The sequence below is a fragment of the Allobosea sp. Leaf344 genome (assembly GCF_001426225.1).
In the GTDB taxonomy this organism is placed as follows: domain Bacteria; phylum Pseudomonadota; class Alphaproteobacteria; order Rhizobiales; family Beijerinckiaceae; genus Allobosea.
In genome coordinates, this window is the sequence record NZ_LMRT01000009.1 from 44,208 (window position 1) to 62,434 (window position 18,227).

The following is an 18,227-nucleotide window of genomic DNA, read 5'->3' on the forward strand; positions in this document are numbered from 1 at the left end:
GCCATGTCCAGCGTCGATGCAGAGGACCTGCCGCTCTTCGCTCCGACGAAGAAGGTCTATCCACAGAGCGTGAAGGGCCGCTTCCGCCGCGCGAAATGGGTCATCCTGGCCCTCTGCCTCGGTGTCTACTACCTCCTGCCCTTCCTGCGCTGGGACCGCGGCCCGAACCTGCCGAACCAGGCGGTGCTGCTCGACCTCGCCAATAACCGCTTCTATTTCTTCTTCATCGAGATCTGGCCGCAGGAGGTCTATTATTTCACCGGGCTGCTGATCCTGGCGGCCTTCGTCCTGTTCCTGATGAACGCCGTCGCGGGGCGCGTCTGGTGCGGCTATCTCTGCCCCCAGACCGTCTGGACGGATCTGTTTCTCGCCGTCGAGCGCTTCTTCGAAGGCGACAGGCGCGAGCGCATCAAGCGCGACGAGGCGCCCTGGACCGCCGACAAGCTGCTGCGCAAGACCGGCAAGCACGCCGTCTGGCTCCTCATCGCCTGGTGGACCGGTGGCGCCTGGGTGCTCTATTTCGCGGATGCGCCGACCCTGGTGAAGCAGCTCGCGACGCTGACCGCGCCGATCACCGCCTATGTCTGGATCGGTGTCCTGACCTTCACCACCTATTCGCTCGCCGGCATCATGCGCGAGCAGGTCTGCCTCTATATGTGCCCCTGGCCGCGCATCCAGGCCGCGCTCACCGATGACGACGCGCTCAACGTCACCTATCGCTACGACCGCGGCGACCCGCGCGTCTCCGTCAAGCAGGCGCAGCGGCTGCGGGCCGAGAACAAGCCGGCGGGCGACTGCATCGACTGCAACCAATGCGTCGCCGTCTGCCCGACGGGCATCGATATCCGCGACGGCTCGCAGCTCGGCTGCATCCAGTGCGGCCTCTGCATCGACGCCTGCAACAACGTCATGGCCAAGATCGAGCGCCCGCTCGGGCTGATCGCCTACGACACCGACGACAATGTCCAGCGCCGGATCAAGGGCGAGACGCCGGTCTACCAGCCGCTGCGCGCCCGCACCTTCATCTATGCCGGGCTGATCGTCATCGTCGGCGGCGCGATGATCTTCCAGCTGGCGACGAGGCGCACGGCGGAGATGTCGATCCTGCACGATCGCGCGCCGCTCTTCGTGACGCTGAGCGACGGCTCGATCCGCAACGCCTACACGTTGCGCCTGCTCAACAAGCGGCCGGATTCCCGGCCCTTCGCCCTGACCGTCTCGGGCATTCCCGGCATCAGGATCGAGACGGTGGGCCTGCCCGCCACCGCCGATCTGCGCCCGATCGTGACCGTCGATCCCGATGCCTCGCGCGAGGTCCGCGCCCTCGTCACCGTGCCGGCGGGGACCGCGATCGACAAGTCTCAGAACATCACCTTCACCGCCTCCGATCTCTTCGCGGGCGAGGTGGTCAGCGTGCGAGAGCACTTCTTCGCGCCCTAGGAACAGGCCATGTCCTGCTGTGGAGCCTTCATCATGCCGATCGACCTGCGAGCCCCCGTCGCGCCGCCGCCGGCCCGCCCCTTCGAGCTCACCGGGCGGATGGTGCTGTTCGGCATGATCGCCTTCTTCCTGGTCGTCGCCGGGGTCAACGCCATCATGATGACCGTCGCCATCCGCACCATGTCGGGCGTCGATACGCGCAGCGCCTATGAGGCGAGCCAGCGCTACAATGACGAGATCGCCCGCATGCAGGCCCAGGCCGAGCGCGGCTGGCACGCCGAGGCCAGCGTCCAGCGCAACGGCGCGGATGCCGACATCGTGCTGTCGCTCGCCGACAAGGGCGGCAGGCCGGTGCGCGGCCTGCGCGTCGCGGCCTCGCTCCAGCACCCGGCCACCCGCGCCGAGGACCGCACCGCCGCGCTGATCGAGACCGCCCCCGGCCGCTATGAGGCCAGCCTCGCCGATCTGCATGGCGGCGGCTGGACGCTCGCCTTCCAGGCGCATCGCGGCGCCGACTTGCTCTTCGTCTCGCGCAGCCGCATTCTGTTGAAGGATTGACGCCATGTCGGTCCACCAGGACCTCTCGGTCTTCGTTCGCCACGGCGCCGGCGGCGTCGCCGGCATGGAACTCGCCGTCGAGGGCATGCGCTGCGCCGGCTGCATGCACGCCATCGAAAACGGCCTCGCCGCCGATCGCGACATTCTGGGCGCGCGGGTCAACCTCGCGCTGAAGCGGGTCACGGTGGAGTGGAAGGACGGCGTTCTCAGGCCCGAGGCGGTGATCGAGCGGCTGGCGAAGCTCGGCTTCACGGCCTATCCCTTCCTCCCCGACGGCGAGCGCGACAGCGACACGCGGGAGGAGCGCCGGCTGCTGCGCTATCTCGGCGTCGCCGGCTTCTCCGCGATGAACATCATGCTGCTGTCGGTGTCGGTCTGGTCCGGCAATGCCAGCGACATCGATCCGACGACGCGCGATTTCTTCCATTGGCTCTCGGCGCTGATCGCCCTGCCGACCGCCGCCTTCGCCGGCCGTCCCTTCTTCGAGAGCGCCATCCGCGCCCTGCGCGCCGGCGCCGTCAACATGGATGTGCCGATCACGCTCGGCATCCTGCTGGCGCTCGGCATGTCGGTCGTCGAAACCTGGAACCACGCCGAGCACGCCTATTTCGACGGCGCCATCATGCTGATCTTCTTCCTGCTGATCGGCCGCTATCTCGACCAGCTGATGCGCCGCCGCACCCGCGACCTCGCGGGCAATCTCGCGGCGCTGAAGGCGGAGACGGCGCTGCGGCTGCTGGCCGACGGCAGCACGGTGGTGATGCCGATCGCCGCGATCCAGCCCGGCGACCGGGTGCTGATCCAGCCGGGCGACCGCGTCGGCGTCGACGGCATCGTCGAGACCGGCGAATCCGAGATCGACGCCAGCCTCGTCACCGGCGAGACCACGCCGCAGCCGATCGCCCGCGACGGCCGCCTCTATGCCGGCACGATGAACCTGACCGGGGCGCTGACCGTGCGCGTCGAGGCCGCTGCGACGGGGACGCTGCTCGACGAGATCGACAGGCTGATGGCGCGCGCCGTCGAAAGCCGCTCGCGCTACGTCAAACTGTCCGACCGCGCCGCCAGGCTCTACGCCCCGCTCGTCCACGCGACAGCCCTGGCGACCTTCCTGGGCTGGATCGCCTTCGGCCTCGCCTGGCAGCAGGCCCTGATCATCGCCATCACCGTCCTGATCATCACCTGCCCCTGCGCGCTCGGCCTCGCCATCCCCGCCGTGCAGGTGGTGACGGCATCCGCCTTGTTCAGGCGCAAGGTGATGCTGAAGCAGGGCGATGCGCTCGAGCGCCTGGCCGAGGCCGATCTCGTCGTCTTCGACAAGACGGGGACATTGACCCTGCCGGAGCCGGAGCTGATCGACCGCGGCGCGATCCCGGCCGACCGGCTCGCCAAAGCGGGCGCGCTCGCCGCCGCCAGCCACCACCCCCTCGCCCGCGCCATCGCGCAGGCGGCCGGCGCCCCGGCCCCGGCCGGCTCCGTCACCGAACATCGCGGCCTCGGCCTCAGTTGCCTCCTGGACGGCCGCGAGATGCGGCTCGGCAGCATCGCCTTCTGCGCCGCCGAGGCCGAAGCTGCGCGCGTCGCGGCGCAGCACCCGACGGCCTCGCTGATCGCCTGGCGCCATGGCGCGGAATGCACCGTCTTCGCCGTCGACCAGCGGCTGCGGCCCGGCGCGGTGGAGACCGTGCAGCGGCTGCGCGAGCTCGGCCTCGAACTGCGCATCGTCTCCGGCGACCGCCTGGAGGCCGTGGCACCCGTCGCCGCTGCGCTCGGCATCACCCAGTTCCAGGCGGGGCTGAAGCCGGATGAGAAGCTGCAGCAGCTGGAAGAGCTGGCGCGCGCGGGGCGCAAGGTGCTGATGGTGGGCGACGGGCTCAACGACGCGCCGGCGCTGGCCGGGGCCCATGTCTCGATCTCGCCGATCAGCGCCAGCCATCTGGCGCAGGCCGCGGCCGACATCGTCTTTCTCGGCGATGCGCTCGGCCCTGTCGCCGAGAGCGTCGCCCTCTCGCGCAAGGCCAGGGCGCTGATGCTGGAAAACCTATGGTTCGCGGTGGCCTATAACTTCGTGGCCGTACCGATCGCGGTCGCCGGCTTCGCCACGCCCCTGGTCGCGGCGGCCGCCATGTCGGGCTCCTCGCTGGTCGTGACCCTGAACGCGCTGCGCGCCGGCCGGGGCGTAGCCGGCAAGCGGGAGGATTGACATGGACATTCTCGTCATCCTCTTCCCGCTCGCTCTGGGATTGGGCCTCACCGGGCTCGCGGCCTTCTTCTGGTGCATGCGCAGCGGCCAGTTCGTCGATCTCGAAGGCCCGGGCTGGCGCGTCCTGTCCGATGAGGATCTCCGGGCGGATCCCCGGGCGGAGCCGCACGAACCGCGCTGAGCCGCGAGACAGGCGCGTCCGACCCGGCGCCGTGGCGCAGGGTAGGCTCACGGCCTTCGACAGCGCTTCTCTATCGGCGAGCCGCGCTCGCGAGCGACTGCCGTCTCCATGCCGCGCCCCTGCCGCAAGGCGTTTCAACACGGGTGAAGCTCGTCGCCGGGCGCGCTGCCGCGCTCTTGACGGCCATCGATGCGCTTCAGCGCAGTATGAATTGTTTTCATCTTGCTCGAGGCGGGATGCATATAAGTAAATTCCAGATAATTCGTCATGATGGGTTCCGCGGCAGCCGGTTCTCGCAGCAGCCGCTCCGACGCATCGAACCTGCCTCTGAGCCGCCCGTCTCGCCCGGTTTATAGAATTTTCTTCTCTTATTATAGCGATTCTAAGATGTCATTCGCGGCCGGCTGAAATTACCGCTGCGCGACTGACGTGGGCTCTGCGCATGACGCAGGGGCATTTACAGCAAATTGAAAATCGGCCACGGTCAATGCAGCCCTTGAGTGAGTTTTGTTCTGGATGGAACCTTTCCTGAAAGCGACAGGCGACTCTCGGACGATCACGGTAAGTCAACAGTAGAAGCTGAAAATCCAAGCTCGCCGCAGATTTCGATCCGAAAACTGCGATCGCGCGTTCACGAGCAACCGTTAACTCAGTCCGGAGAGTGAGCCATCATGCCTGAATCGATCATCGACGTCCTGAAGAGCATCCCGCTCTTCGCCACCGCCCAGGAGGAGACGCTCGCGGAACTCGCCCCGACCTGCATCTTCCAGGCCTTTTCGGCCGGCATCGAGATCAACCGGGTGGGCGAGGTGCCGCGTTTCATCTATTGCCTGCGCTCGGGCTCGATCGAAGGCTGGAGCCGCCTGAAGACCGCAGAAACCATCGTCGCTACGGCCTGCGCGCCGATGGTTTTCGAGGTCACCAGCGCGATGACCAACCACCCCTCGCAGATCTCCATCGTGACCCGCGAGCCGGCCGAGACTTTGGCGATCACCGCCAATGCCTTCCTCAAGGCGGTCAAGAGCGATCCGAAACTGTGCCACGCCGCCCTGGTTCACGCCTCCGAGGTCAATCTGATCATGATCGACCGCCTGCTCGACCAGAAGCTGCGCACGGCCGAGCAGCGCCTCGCGCAATGGGTGCTCGCCGAGATCGAGCGGCACGGCGCGACGCGCAGCTTCAACATCACCTATTCCAAGCGGGCCCTGGCCTATGAGCTCGGCATGTCGCCGGCCAATCTCTCTCGCCTGTTCAACGTCATCCGCGATCACGGCGTCGATCTCGACGGCAAGACCATGCGGATCACCGACATGGATAAGCTGACCGCGCTCGCCCATAGCTGAGGCGCGCGAACGCCGCGGCGCTGGCGGCTCAGGCCAGCGCCGCCGCGGCCAGCGCCAGCGTCACCGCGGCGGAGAGCGCGAGCCGCAGATTGCCATACCATTCGGGGGCGACGGTGCGGCAGCTCATCCCGTAATCGAGCAGCCCGACCAGCAGGAAGGCGACGGCGAGGGTCCAGAGATCGGCGGGCGCCGACATCAGCGCCGCGGCCCAGCCGACCAGAGCCGGAATCACCGCCAGCGCATAGTCGCGCCCCGCCTGCTGCTGGTTCTCATAGCCCAGCGCCACGCCCCAGCGCACGCCGCCGAGGAAGGAGAGGATCGCGACCGCGTAGACGATCAGCGCCCGGCGCGGCTCGCCGATCCCGGGCAGGGCCATGCCGAGATGCAGCGCTGCGGTGCAGGCCAGGAAGGGGAGAAGGCCCGCGCAACCGAGAAGAAGGGCGCTGGTGGGGATCCTGTTCGACGATGACATGGCTGTGCTGATTTCCCTCTGATCGCGCCAGACCTAGCGCAGCCCGGCGCGACCACAAGGGAAAACCCCGGCGTCCCGGCGATTCATCGCGGGCGCGCTCAATAGAGGAAGCCTGCCAGGGCGATGAAGAGCGGGATGCCCAGCACCAGATTGAAGGGGAAGGTGATGGCCAGCGGCGCGGTCAGATACAGCGCCGGATTGGCCTCCGGCAGTGCCATCCGCACGGCCGCCGGGGCGACGATGTAGGAGGCGCTGGCGCTGAGCGTCGCCAGCACCACCGCCCCGCCCTGCGACATGCCCGCGAGCCAGCCCGCAGCGAGGCCCAGCCCGCCGTTGAGCACCGGCGCGGCGAGGGCGAAGAGCACGATGCCGGCATGGGCGCGCCGCAGCGTGCCCATCTGCCGCGCCGCCTGGATGCCGAGATCGAGCAGGAACAGGCACAGCACGCCGCGGAACAGATCGACGAAGAGCGGCTTCACCGGCTGCAGGCCCTCCCGCCCGACGATGGCGCCGATGCACAGGCCGCCGACCAGCAGCACCACGCTCTTGCTGGTCAAGGTGCGGGCGATGACGTGACCCAGCCCCTGCCGGCTGGTGCCGGAGCCTGCCAGCAGCAGGGCAACGATGATCGCCGGCACTTCCATGATCGCGAGCAGCGCCGTGACATAGGGCTCGTAGCCGATGCCGGCGCCGTCGAGATAGACCAGCACCGCCAGGAAGGTGACGGCCGAGACCGAGCCGTAATGCGCCGCCAGCGCCGCGGCGTCGATGGTGCCGAGGCCCAGCACCCGGCGCAGCACGGCATAGGCCCAGAGCGGGATCAGCAGCGCCAGGCCGATGGCGAGCAGCGCCGGCCAGAGGATGTCGCCGGCGGGTGCGGAGACCAGATCGGCCCCGCCCTTCATCCCGATCGCCAGCATCAGATAGATCGACAGGGTCGTGAAGGCGGCGTCGGGAAGCTTGAGGTCGCTGCGCAGGGCCGCGGCCACGGCGCCGAGGACGAAACACAGCGTCATCGGCGAAAACAGATGCGTGGCGGCGAGGGAGAGAGAGGACATTGTGCGCTCCGGACGAGGGACCGGGGCGGCTCTAGCCTCACGACCGCACAACATAAACCCAATAGTATCGAATGATACGATTAAATAATTCGATGCAATCGTCGCCCGGCGGCATTGACGCTTTCAATCGCATCGATTGAGGGCGGCCCCCTTGTCTCACCGCCTTCTCGCCACAATATCCCCCGCACCAGCCGGTCCGGGCCCCTCTGGCGACCCATGGTCGTGATGTCGGACCAATCGCATCCATCGCGAAGCGCAATCCCGTCGTGGAGCGCTCAACCAGAGGGCCGCATACCCATGGACACCGTCCTGTCGCTACTCATGTCCGATTTCGTCGGCAAGCCGGCCTGGCTCTGGCTGGCCTTTCTCGGCATCGTCATCGTGCTGCTCGCCTTCGACCTCGGCGTCCTCCACAAGGAGGACAAGCAGATGGGCATCGCCGAGAGCCTCAAGCTCTCGGCCTTCTACATTCTCGTCGCCATCGCCTTCGGCGGCTGGATCTGGTGGTCGATGGGGCCGACCAGCGGCATGCAGTATTTCACGGGATACGCGATCGAGAAGGCGCTCTCGATCGACAATGTCTTCGTCATCTCGATGATCTTCGCCTATTTCGCGATCCCGCCGAAATACCAGTACCGCGCCCTGGTCTGGGGCATTCTCGCCGTGCTGGTGCTCCGCGGCATCATGATCGGCGCCGGCGCCGCCCTGGTGCAGAGCTATGACTGGATTCTGCTGCTCTTCGGCGCCTTCCTCCTCGCCACGGGCGTCAAGATGCTGCTGGTCAAGGAGGGCGAGACCGACATCTCCAAGAACCCCGTGCTGCGCTTCCTGTCGAAGCGCATGCGGGTGACCCCGGAGCTGCACGGCCAGCGCTTCTTCGTGCGCCAGCCCGATCCGGCGACGGGGCGGCTGGTGCTGTGGGCGACGCCGCTGTTCCTGGCGCTGGTCGTGATCAACATCGCCGATTTGATCTTCGCGGTCGATTCGGTGCCGGCGATCTTCGCGATCACCACCGACACCTACATCGTCTTCACCGCCAACATCATGGCCGTGCTCGGCCTGAGGGCGCTGTATTTCGCGCTGGCGGCGATGGTGCACCGCTTCGCCTATCTCAAATACGCGCTCGCTCTGGTGCTGGTCTTCATCGGGCTGAAGATCTTCTGGAGCTACTTCTTCGGCAAGGTCGACCCCGCGCTCTCGCTGGGCGTCACCCTCGCCTTGATCGCCGGCGGCGTCGGCGTCTCGCTCTGGAAGACGCGGAGCACCGCCACCGCCTGAGCCGGCGGGCCTACCCTCACGCAGCCGGCGCAGGCGCAGGCCCGCCGGCTGCCTCCAGCGAATGCACGATGTGCTCGGCCAGAAGCGCCGCGGCCCGCGATATCCCCGGCGCCTGGTACAGCACGATCTCGGTATCGGGCAGCGGCGGCAGCCGGCGTTCCGCCTCGCCGAGCACGATCAGCCCCGGCGGCACCATTTCGCGGGGCAGCACCGTCACGCCGAGCCCTGCCCGGACCGCGGCCTGCAGCCCCATCAGGCTCGGGCTGGTATAGATCACGCGCCACGCCCGGCCAGCCTGGTCGAGCGCGGCCTGTGCCCGGCGGCGATAGACGTCCGGGATCGGCGCCAGCACGAGCGGCAGCGGCTCCTCCGCGTCGATCACCAGCCTCGGGCTCGCCACCCAGACCAGCACCTCCCGCCAGACGCCGACGCCCTTGGCCGAAGCGGCACGGCCGCTGCCGCCGCCCTGGGGCTCGCGCTTGAACAGGACCAGATCATATTGGCCCTTGGCGAAGCCATCGAGCAGGTTGACGGTGAAGTCGCAATTGACGTCGAGCGCTACCCGCGGATGCGCCCTGGCGAAACGCGCCAGCACGTCCGGCAGATGGAAGGTGGCGAAATCCTCGGGCGTGCCGAGCCGGACCGCGCCGTCGATCCCCGGCTCCATGATGCGCGAGCGCGCCTCGTCGCAGAGATGCAGCACCTGGCGGGCATAGCCGAGCAGGATCTCGCCATCCGGCGTCAGATGGGTCTCGCCGCCGCGTCCCCCCACCCTGTCGAAGACGCGCTTGCCGAGCCCCTCCTCCAGCTTCTTGATCTGCAGCGAGATGGTCGACTGGGTGCGCGACACCCGGTCCGCGGCCCGGGAGAACCCGCCGCTGTCGACGATGGCGACGAAGCTGCGCAGCAGGTCGAGATCGAAGGGCGGCGGCGGGGTCGGCATCGGGGCTCGCGGGTTGACGCTGGGTTGCCGAGATTGCCCTGTCGCTCTCCGCCTGGCCAGCCAAACTTGCGGGCGGCCGGCCGTCAGCCGAGCCGTCTCAGGCGGGTGATGCGGCTGGGATTGCCCTCCGCCAGCAGGATATCGCCCTCCGGCGTGCCGAACAGGCCATGGGCGCCGTTCAGCACCGGCCGGCAGCGCCCCAGCCTCTCGCCCTGCGGACCGATCTTCTGCAGGCTGGGCACCATGTCGGTGACATAGGCATGGCCGTCCTCGTCGCCCCAGATCCCGACCGGCTGGTAGAACCAGTCCCAGCTCTGCCTGTGGCGCCCGTCCCTGTCGAAGACCTGCACCCGGTTCAGGCTCCGGTCGACCACCACGACGCGGCCATCGGCAAAGGTCCAGAGCGCATGCGGCCAGCCGAATTGCCCGGCCTCGCTGCCCTGGCTGCCCCAGCCGCCGATCAGGATGCCGTCCCCGGAGAAGCGGTGGACCCGGCTCGCGGCATAGCCATCGGCGACATAGATGTCGCCCCAGGCCGAGAGATGCGCGTCGGTGGGATGATTGAACGGAGAGAGCGGCTCCCCTCTTCGCCCCAGCCCGCCGATCCGCTCGCCGGAGAGCGAGCAGATGATGACTTCATGCATGTCGCGATCGACCACCAGCAGGCGCCCCTCGGCGTCGACGGTCATCATATGCGAATCCGCGATCATCTCGCCGCCCCAGCCGCCGAGATAGGTGCCGTCCGGCGACAGCTCGACGATGCGCGGATCCGCCGGCTGCACCAGCGGATCCTGGCGCAGCATCACGAAGACATGGCCACGCCCGTCCACCGCGACATCGGTGACGAAGCCCGCATTGGCGGGCCAGGAGCCGAAGGGCCGCTCGATGCGGTAGCTTGTGTCGCCGAGGGCGACGATGAGCTCGTGCTGGGCCAAATCGGAAGATCCTTTGCGCGAGAGGGCGACGGCGTCGCAGCGGCTGCGCCACCGCCCGAGCTTAGACGCTCTTGCGCCGCCGCCTCAACCGCGCGCCGAGCCAGCCTCCATGCTCGAGGGCACGCTTGACAGCGCAGGCACGCTGGCGGCTAAGGCAGCAGGGCAGGAGCGCTTCGCATGACGGACAGGCTGACCACCGCGATCGGCACGATCAGCGGCACCTCCATGGACGGGATCGACATCGCCCTGATCGAGACCGATGGGCGGGACAGGGTGCGCCCCGGCCCCGGCCGCACCCTGCCCTATCCGCCGGAGCTGCGCGCCGAGCTGCAGGCTCTGCTGGCCGACCCGTCGATCGCCGAACGCGAGCCGCTGACCGCGCTGGAGGAGCGCGTCACCCTAGCCTTCACCGATGCGATCGCGCGCTTCATGGCGGATGAGGGGATCGCGCCCGCTTCGGTCGACCTCATCGGCCTGCACGGGCAGACGGTGTTCCACCGCCCCGAACGCCGCTTCACCCGGCAGCTCGGCCGCGGCGACATCATGGCCAGGCAGCTCGGCATCGCCGTCGTCGACGGCTTCCGTCAGGCGGATGTGAAGAGCGGCGGCCATGGCGCGCCGCTGGCGCCGCTCTACCACGCCGCCATGGTCGCGCGGCTGCCCAAGCCGGTAATGGTGCTGAACTGGGGCGGGGTCGGCAATGTCACCTATGTCGGCAGCGACAGCATCCTGGCTTTCGACACCGGTCCGGCCTCCGCCCTGATCGACGATTTCATGCAGCGCCATTACGGGCGCGCCTTCGACGCCGATGGCGCCGTCGCGGCGCAGGGGACGGTCGATTCCGGCTGTCTGGCGCAGCTGATGGATCATCCGTTCTTCGCGCTGCCGCCGCCGAAATCGCTCGATCGCCAGGCTTTTCATGCGCATGCCGGGCTGGTCGCGGGGCTCGCGCCGGAGGATGCGGTGGCCACGCTGACCGCCTTCACCATCGCCGCCACGGCCGCGGCCGTGAAGCATGTGCCGGAACCGCCGCAGCGCTGGCTCGTCGGCGGCGGTGGCCGGCACAATCGCAGCCTGATGGCGGGCCTCGCGGCCGCGCTCGGTGTCGCCGTCGATCCGGTCGAGGCGGAGGGCTGGGACGGCGACCAGATCGAGGCACAGCTCTTCGGCTATCTCGCCGTGCGCTCCAGGCTGGGCCTGCCGCTCAGCCTGCCGACCACGACCGGCGTGCCCTACCCGATGCCGGGCGGCGCGTTCTGGCCCGCGAGCTTAGCGCGCTCGCTATCGTCCTTCAGCGCGATGCCCGAGAGCCCGCGGGCCAGCGCCTGTTCGATCAGCCAGCCGAGCCGCGCCGCCGCCTGCGCATAGCCCAGCCCTTCCGGGCGGATATTGGAGACGCAGTTGCGCGCCTCGTCGGTCAGCCCCGGCCGCGGCGCATAGGTGAGGTAGGCACCGAGCGAATCCGGCGCCGAAAGTCCTGGCCGCTCGCCGATCAGCACCAGGGCCAGCCGCGCCTGGAGCAGCAGGCCGACCTCGTCGCCCAGCGCCACCCGCGCCTGCGAGGCGATCACGACGGGCGCGATCGCATGGCCGCCGAGCAGCGGCAGCAGCGCGGCGAGCAACGGCGCGGCGTGGCGATGTACGGCCGTCGCCGACAGCCCATCCGCCAGGATGATCGCGAGGTCGCAGGGGCGCTGCGCCGCCGACAGCGCATTCCGCCCCGCCGCGCCGAGCCGCCGGCCGAGATCGGGACGGCGCAGATAGGTCTCGCGGCTCTCGGCCCGGCTCTCGACCAGGAGCGTGGCCAGCCCGGCCGCCGCGAGGTCCTGGGCGAGCGCCTCGGCGCGGAACGGCTCATGCACCGCATCGCGGGCGCGCGCATGAGCGAGGCCGAAGCGCAGCACCTCGCTCGTCGGCAGCGAGGCCCCGACCCGCCCGAGCCCGACGCGGGCCGGCGTCAGCGCCGCCAGCCGCTCGAAACCCGCGGCGACGCGCCGGCCATCGCCGCTCATGCCGCCTGCCCCGGAAGCGCCGCGAGCAGCGCCTGTCCGCCGGCGCGCAGTCTTCCGGCGCCGTCGCTCAGCCCCATGCGCGCCAGCCATTCCTCGAATTCCGGCGCGCGCTTCAGCCCCAGAACCTCCCGGACATAGAGCTGATCGTGGAAGGAGGTGGATTGGTAGTTGAGCATGATGTCGTCGGCGCCGGGCACGCCCATGATGAAGCTGACGCCCGCCGTGCCGAGCAGGGTCAGCAGCGTGTCCATATCGTCCTGATCGGCCTCGGCATGGTTGGTGTAGCAGATGTCGCAGCCCATCGGCAGGCCGAGCAGCTTCCCGCAGACATGATCCTCGAGCCCGGCCCGGACGATCTGCTTGCCGTCATAGAGATATTCCGGGCCGATGAAGCCGACCACGGTGTTGACGAGAAGCGGCTCATAGGCCCGCGCGACGGCATAGGCCCGCGCCTCCAGCGTCTGCTGGTCGACGCCGTGATGCGCGTCGGCCGACAGCGCCGAGCCCTGCCCGGTCTCGAAATACATCAAATTCTCCCCCAGCGTGCCGCGCCGCAGCGAGCGCCCCGCCTCGAGCCCCTCCTGCAGCAGCCCCAGCGAAACGCCGAAGGAGGCATTGGCCGCTTGCGTCCCGGCGATCGACTGGAACACCAGATCGACCGGCGCCCCTTGCTCGATCAGCGCGATCGCGCTCGTGACATGGGTCAGCACGCAGCTCTGGGTCGGGATTTCGAAACGCGCGATCAGCGCATCCAGCATGCGCATGAGATCGCCGATCCGGTTCAGGCTGTCCGAGGCGGGATTGATGCCGATCACCGCATCGCCGCAACCATAGAGCAGCCCGTCCACCGTCGAGGCCAGGATGCCGGCCGCATCGTCGCTGGGATGGTTCGGCTGCAGCCGCACCGAGAGCCGCCCGGGCAGGCCGATCGTGTTGCGGAAGCGCGTGACCACCCGGCATTTCCGCGCCACCAGAATGAGGTCCTGGTTGCGCATCAGCTTGGACACGGCCGCGACCATCTCGGGGATCAGCCCCGGCGCCAGAGCCGTCAGCACTGCCGGCGTCGCGGCGTCCGAACACAGCCAGTCGCGGAACTCCCCGACCGTCAGCGAAGCCACCGGCGCGAAGGCCTGCGCGTCGTGCCGGTCGAGGATCAGCCGCGTCACATCGTCGGACTCATAGGGGACCACCGCTTCGTTCAGGAAGCGCGACAGCGGCAGATCCGCCAGGGCGAACCGCGCCGCCATCCGCTGCTCATGGCTCTCCGCCGCCAGGCCGGCCAGCACGTCGCCGGAGCGCAACGGCGTCGCCTTGGCCAGCAGCATGCGCAGATCGTCGAAGACGTGGCGCGTCGTGCCGAGCGTGCAGGAATAGGACATGGCGGCTCCCGGACTTCGCGGCCGAGCCTGTGGCCGCCGACCGCGCTTGACAAGCATCATCTTTAGCGGTGTGCATCGCCGATCCGCCGCAATGGCGCCCGGCCCCTGACGTTCCATGTGCTTTCGCGGACCAGTTCGCTTTCGCTCCAGGCGCCCCCATCGGCGGGGCCGCCCCGGCCGAGGTTGAGTGCAGCGCGACGCGCGCGTCCCATCCGTCCGCCTCCCAGAACTCAGCCGAGGAGCCGCCCGAGCCGGCGGCTATGCCCATGCCAGACGAGACCGCCATCCTGACCCTGTCCTGCCCGAACCGCCCGGGCATCGTCGCCGCCGTCTCGACCCTGCTGTTCGAGGCCGGCTGCAACATCCTCGACGCGCAGCAGTTCGACGATACCGAGACGGGCCGCTTCTTCATGCGCGTCGTCTTCAACCGCCTGCCGGACAGCCAGCCCCATTCGGCCATCCATGGTGCGGTGGAGGCGCTGGCCCAGCGCTTCGCCATGGAATTCACGCTGCGGGAGACCCTGCGGACCAAGCGCGTCCTGCTGCTGGTCTCGAAATTCGATCATTGCCTGGCCGATCTGATCTATCGCTGGCGCATCGGCGAATTGCCGATGGAGATCGTCGGCATCGTCTCCAACCATGGCCGCGACAGCATCGCCACCACCGATATCGGCGAGCTGCCCTTCCACCATCTGCCGGTGACCCGGCAGACCAAGGCCGAGCAGGAGGCGCAGCTCTGGACGCTGGTGCAGGAGACGCAGGCCGACCTCGTCATCCTCGCCCGCTACATGCAGATCCTGTCGGACGAGCTCTCGGCCAGGCTGCTCGGGCGCTGCATCAACATCCACCACTCCTTCCTGCCCGGCTTCAAGGGCGCCAAGCCCTATCACCAGGCGCATGAGCGCGGGGTGAAGCTGATCGGCGCGACCGCGCATTACGTCACGCCGGACCTCGACGAGGGGCCGATCATCGAGCAGGATGTCGAGCGCATCTCGCATCGCGACACGCCGGAGGATCTGATCCGCAAGGGCCGCGACATCGAGCGCCGGGTGCTGGCGCGCGCCGTGCTGCATCATCTCGAGGACAGGGTCCTGCTGAACGGCCGCAAGACCGTGGTGTTCACCGACTGACGGCCCAAACGCAGCGGGCCTCGGCGCTCACGCGCCTTTCGCGATCGCCTGCCGCAGCCGGGCCAGCGCTTCCTCGGCGCCGGCCTTGACCATGACGTCCTGCGTCTGCGCATCGGCCTCGACCCGCGCCATCAGCGCCGCCACCGTCACGGGCTCGCCGGCAGCGACCTGCTTCAGCACCGCGTTGGCCAGCACATTCGGCCAATAGGCGGCGCCGCCCTTGGCCAGGCCCTTGGCCTTGCGCCCCTCGAACTCCTTGGCCAGCTGTTCCGGCGTCTTCTTGGCCATCATGGTCCTCGTGCGGTCGACGCTGCCGGCTCACGCCCGGCCGCGTTCACTCTGCTGCGGGCGAACGCGGTGGTTCAGGAAATTGCGCAGCTCGGTCACGCGCAGCCGCGCATCCAGCACCTGCTCGTCCAGCCCATGCGCCCAGGCGAGGTCGAAGCGGGCGGGATCGGCATCGAGCGCCAGGATCTCGTCGATCCAGGCCTGGGCCTGCGCCTCGTCCTTGCGGATGCCTTCCGCCACCAGCAGCGGCTTCATCCGCGCCAGAATGGCCGCGACCTGCGTCAGCGAGAATTCCGGATGATATTGCACGCCCCAGAAAACGCCGCCGCCATGGCGGATCTCGGCGGCGTGAACGGCGCTGTAGGCATTCGAGGCCAGCACGCTGGTGCCGGCCGGCGGCAGCGCGATGGCGTCGAGATGGATGGCGGGCGCGTCGAAGGCGAGCGGCCGGCCGGCCAGCAGCGGATGGCTGCGCCCGGCCTCCGTCATGGTGATGCGCCGGGCGAAGCCGACCTCGCGGCCGCGCGGATTGGCGGTGACGCTGCCTCCGGCCGCGACCGCCCCCATCTGAATGCCCCAGCACGAGCCGAAACAGGGCGTGCCGCTGGCATAGATCGCCCGCATCAGCTCGATCTGGCGGGTGATGGCGGGATCGTCATGATAGATGTGCAGGGCCGAGCCGGTCAGGAAGATGCCGTCATAGGATTGCAGCCCCGCCCCATCAGGCAGATTGGCGCCCTCATCGGCGGGGAAGCACAGATCCGTCACCGCATCCGGCACGATCGCCAGCACCTCCTCCGCATAGGCGGCAGCCGGCGACAGATCGCGATAGCCTGCGGCCCAGGCATCGCGCTGGGAGCGGATATTGCCGTCGACGACGAGCAGGCGAAGCGGCTTGGGGGCGATCTGGAGCATGGCTGGGATCTGGGATGCGTCGGGCGACGGGCGGCCTTGCGCCTCTTCTCACATGACGCGAAGCGCGCGCAAGGCTATTGCAGGGCTCGAACCCCGTGACAGGCGCATCCCTTGGCCCCCTCCTCCCCGCCGACCCAGCCGCAGAGCCTGAAGCATCGCCTCTGGGGCAACGCCTATCTGCTGCTGACGCTGACGACGCTGATGTGGGGCGGCAACGCCGTGGCCGGGCGCCTCGCCGTGGGCAGCATCTCGCCGATGGCGCTGACCTCGCTGCGCTGGGTCATCGTCTGCGCGGTGATGCCGATCCTGCTGCGCCATCAGATCCGCGCGCATTGGCCGGTGCTGCGGGCCCGCTGGAAATTCGTGGTGGCGATGGGCACGGTCGGCTTCACCGCCTTCAACGCCCTGATGTATCTCGCCGCCTATTCCACCACCGCGATCAATATCGGCATTCTCCAGGGCTCGATCCCGGTCTTCGTGCTGATCGGCGCCTTCCTTGCCTATCGCACGCCGATCGGCCCGGTCCAGGCGCTGGGCGTGCTGGTCACGCTGCTCGGCGTCGCCGTGGTGGCGAGCCGCGGCGAACTCGCCGTGCTCCGGCAATTCGCCTTCGCCGCCGGCGACGTCTTCATGATCGTCGCCTGCACCTTCTATGCCGGCTACACGGTTGCGATCCGCGCGCGGCCGCAAGTGCCGGGTCTGGTCTTCTTCTCGGCGCTGGCCATGGTCGCCTGCCTGGTCTCGCTGCCGCTGCTCGCTATCGAGCTGGCGAACGGCGCCTTCGTGCTGGAAGCGCCGAAAGGCTGGCTGATCCTGCTCTATGTCGCGATCGGCCCCTCGATCCTGTCGCAGCTCTTCTTCATGCGCGCGGTCGAGCTGATCGGCCCCGGCCGCGCCGGCGTCTTCGTCAATCTCGTCCCGGTCTTCGCGCCGATCCTCGCCGTGCTGATCCTGGGCGAGCAGCTCGCCCTCTATCACGGGCTGGCGCTGCTGCTGGTGCTCGGCGGCATCTTCATCGCCGAGCGCCTGGCCAAGCGCGTCTGACCGCGGCCTATTTCAGGGCCGCGACCGCCAGCCGCGCCATGGCGGCATGGGTCGCTTCCCGCGTCGCCTCATCGGCGCGCGATCCGGCGAGATAGACCGCGATGGCGAAGGCGCGGCCGTCCGGCAGCCTCACCACGCCGATATCATTGGTCGCGTGGTTGATCCCGTCCAGCGTCAGGCCGAGCCCGGTCTTGTGGGCGAAGCGCGCGCCCGAAGGCAGCCCGGCCTTGATCCGCTTCGGCCCGGTCGGCGAATCCGTGGCGATCCGGTCGATCAGCCGGCTATGCGCGGGATCGCGCAGCCAATTGCCCTTGGCCTGGGCCTCCAGGAACAGCACGCTGGCCTCCGGCGTGCTGGCATCGCGCTTGTCCTTCAGCGCCGCCGCCAGCGCCCGCTGCCTGCGCTGCGGATCGAGCTTCGCCAGCCGCGCCCGATAGGCCGGCTCGTCGATCGCCTCGCTCCAGGCGAAGCCCGGCAGCCCATAGATCTCCGGCTGGAATTCACGCTCGTAGCGATCGACCGAGATGCCGGCGATGTCGCCGGCCTTCAGCATCGCGGTCACGGTCTTCGGCCCGCCGATCTCGCGCATCAGGATGTCGGCCGCGGTATTGTCGCTCTCGCCGGCCGCGAGCCGGATCAGCTCGCGCACCGGATAGGCGTTGCTCTCGCCCTTGAAGGCCTTGGCGAGCGGGCTGTGATACAGCGAGAATTCGCGGCGATGGATGGTGATCGGCTGGTCGAGCTTCAGCCTCCCCGCCTCCACCGCCTGCAGCACCGCGATCGCCAGCGGCAGCTTGAAGACGCTCTGCATCGGGAAGCTCTCGGCGCCGCGATGCGACCAGAGCTCGCGATCGCGCAGATCGAGCAGCGCCACGCCGAGCCGCCCCTGCGACCGCTGCTCCAGGGCCGCGATCTCCCTGTCGAGCCGCGCCCGGTCCCAATCGGCGAGAGCGGGCGTTACGAACAGGCAAAGCAGGCAAAAGGCGGCGCGGCGCAGCATGAATCTCTCCCTCGGGTGCCGGCAAGGGAGCGAGCGATTGCGGCGGGG

The 18,227-nt window shown here is 68.8% G+C and carries 18 protein-coding genes and 1 pseudogene; 9 read left to right on the plus strand and 10 right to left on the minus strand.

Annotation, left to right across the window (positions count from 1 at the left end):
- The first annotated feature begins 3 nt into the window (after positions 1–3).
- From ccoG to ccoS, 4 genes are read left to right on the plus strand one after another with little or no spacing between them, the layout of a single operon-like run.
- A complete protein-coding gene (gene ccoG / locus ASG72_RS06280; RefSeq protein ID WP_056710245.1) occupies positions 4–1,440 on the plus strand; it encodes a cytochrome c oxidase accessory protein CcoG in 1,437 nt (478 codons plus the stop codon).
- Between the two features lie 9 nt (positions 1,441–1,449).
- Positions 1,450–1,998, plus strand: coding sequence for a FixH family protein (locus ASG72_RS06285; protein WP_082540139.1), 549 nt, complete (start codon positions 1,450–1,452; stop codon positions 1,996–1,998).
- A gap of 4 nt (positions 1,999–2,002) precedes the next feature.
- The gene (locus ASG72_RS06290; protein ID WP_056710248.1) at positions 2,003–4,201 is read left to right on the plus strand and encodes a heavy metal translocating P-type ATPase; all 2,199 of its coding nucleotides are present in this window, start codon (positions 2,003–2,005) and stop codon (positions 4,199–4,201) included.
- A gap of 1 nt (position 4,202) precedes the next feature.
- Positions 4,203–4,382: a cbb3-type cytochrome oxidase assembly protein CcoS gene (gene ccoS / locus ASG72_RS06295; RefSeq protein WP_056710250.1), complete on the plus strand. Its 180-nt coding sequence runs from the start codon at positions 4,203–4,205 to the stop codon at positions 4,380–4,382.
- A gap of 134 nt (positions 4,383–4,516) precedes the next feature.
- On the opposite strand, the gene ASG72_RS21395 is transcribed toward ccoS, so the two are convergent.
- On the minus strand, positions 4,517–4,651 hold the full coding sequence (locus tag ASG72_RS21395; protein ID WP_280137739.1) for a hypothetical protein: 135 nt from the start codon (positions 4,649–4,651) through the stop codon (positions 4,517–4,519).
- A 402-nt stretch (positions 4,652–5,053) separates the two neighbouring features.
- On the opposite strand from ASG72_RS21395, the gene ASG72_RS06300 reads away from it, so the two are divergent.
- Positions 5,054–5,725 (plus strand): helix-turn-helix domain-containing protein, encoded by a 672-nt coding sequence (locus tag ASG72_RS06300; protein ID WP_056710253.1) that lies wholly within the window; start codon positions 5,054–5,056, stop codon positions 5,723–5,725.
- 28 nt (positions 5,726–5,753) lie between these two features.
- Here the strand turns inward: ASG72_RS06300 and ASG72_RS06305 are convergent, their stop codons facing one another.
- A complete protein-coding gene (locus ASG72_RS06305; protein WP_056710255.1) occupies positions 5,754–6,197 on the minus strand; it encodes a DUF3429 domain-containing protein in 444 nt (147 codons plus the stop codon).
- A 98-nt stretch (positions 6,198–6,295) separates the two neighbouring features.
- A complete protein-coding gene (locus ASG72_RS06310) occupies positions 6,296–7,255 on the minus strand; it encodes a sodium-dependent bicarbonate transport family permease (RefSeq protein WP_056710258.1) in 960 nt (319 codons plus the stop codon).
- A 297-nt stretch (positions 7,256–7,552) separates the two neighbouring features.
- Between ASG72_RS06310 and ASG72_RS06315 the strand changes: the two genes are divergently transcribed.
- Positions 7,553–8,533: a TerC family protein gene (locus tag ASG72_RS06315; protein ID WP_056710260.1), complete on the plus strand. Its 981-nt coding sequence runs from the start codon at positions 7,553–7,555 to the stop codon at positions 8,531–8,533.
- A gap of 16 nt (positions 8,534–8,549) precedes the next feature.
- Here the strand turns inward: ASG72_RS06315 and ASG72_RS06320 are convergent, their stop codons facing one another.
- Positions 8,550–9,476, minus strand: coding sequence for a LysR substrate-binding domain-containing protein (locus ASG72_RS06320; RefSeq protein ID WP_056710262.1), 927 nt, complete (start codon positions 9,474–9,476; stop codon positions 8,550–8,552).
- Between the two features lie 83 nt (positions 9,477–9,559).
- Positions 9,560–10,411, minus strand: a complete 852-nt coding sequence (locus tag ASG72_RS06325) for a hypothetical protein (protein ID WP_056710264.1) — start codon at positions 10,409–10,411, stop codon at positions 9,560–9,562.
- A 225-nt stretch (positions 10,412–10,636) separates the two neighbouring features.
- Here ASG72_RS06325 and ASG72_RS06330 point away from each other — a divergent pair.
- Positions 10,637–11,614 (plus strand): annotated as a pseudogene (locus tag ASG72_RS06330) (anhydro-N-acetylmuramic acid kinase); the annotation flags it as partial.
- Positions 11,615–11,643: 29 nt separating this feature from the next.
- Here ASG72_RS06330 and eutC read toward each other — a convergent pair.
- Positions 11,644–12,423, minus strand: a complete 780-nt coding sequence (gene eutC / locus ASG72_RS06335) for an ethanolamine ammonia-lyase subunit EutC (RefSeq protein WP_056710267.1) — start codon at positions 12,421–12,423, stop codon at positions 11,644–11,646.
- Positions 12,420–13,802, minus strand: coding sequence for an ethanolamine ammonia-lyase subunit EutB (locus tag ASG72_RS06340; protein WP_056710269.1), 1,383 nt, complete (start codon positions 13,800–13,802; stop codon positions 12,420–12,422). The genes eutC and ASG72_RS06340 overlap by 4 nt, the downstream gene beginning before the upstream one ends.
- Before the next feature lie 266 nt (positions 13,803–14,068).
- On the opposite strand from ASG72_RS06340, the gene purU reads away from it, so the two are divergent.
- Entirely contained in the window at positions 14,069–14,932 is an 864-nt protein-coding gene (purU, locus tag ASG72_RS06345; protein ID WP_156395834.1) for a formyltetrahydrofolate deformylase, read from the plus strand.
- Positions 14,933–14,959: 27 nt separating this feature from the next.
- Here purU and ASG72_RS06350 read toward each other — a convergent pair whose 3' ends face one another.
- Complete coding sequence (locus ASG72_RS06350; protein ID WP_156395835.1) at positions 14,960–15,223, minus strand: hypothetical protein; 264 nt, start codon at positions 15,221–15,223, stop codon at positions 14,960–14,962.
- 27 nt (positions 15,224–15,250) lie between these two features.
- Entirely contained in the window at positions 15,251–16,135 is an 885-nt protein-coding gene (locus ASG72_RS06355; protein ID WP_056710275.1) for a type 1 glutamine amidotransferase, read from the minus strand.
- Between the two features lie 111 nt (positions 16,136–16,246).
- Here ASG72_RS06355 and ASG72_RS06360 point away from each other — a divergent pair, with 111 nt between their 5' ends.
- Positions 16,247–17,179, plus strand: a complete 933-nt coding sequence (locus tag ASG72_RS06360; RefSeq protein ID WP_056710277.1) for a DMT family transporter — start codon at positions 16,247–16,249, stop codon at positions 17,177–17,179.
- A gap of 7 nt (positions 17,180–17,186) precedes the next feature.
- Here ASG72_RS06360 and bla read toward each other — a convergent pair whose 3' ends face one another.
- Entirely contained in the window at positions 17,187–18,179 is a 993-nt protein-coding gene (gene bla / locus ASG72_RS06365; RefSeq protein ID WP_056710278.1) for a class A beta-lactamase, read from the minus strand.
- Between the last annotated feature and the right edge of the window lie 48 nt (positions 18,180–18,227).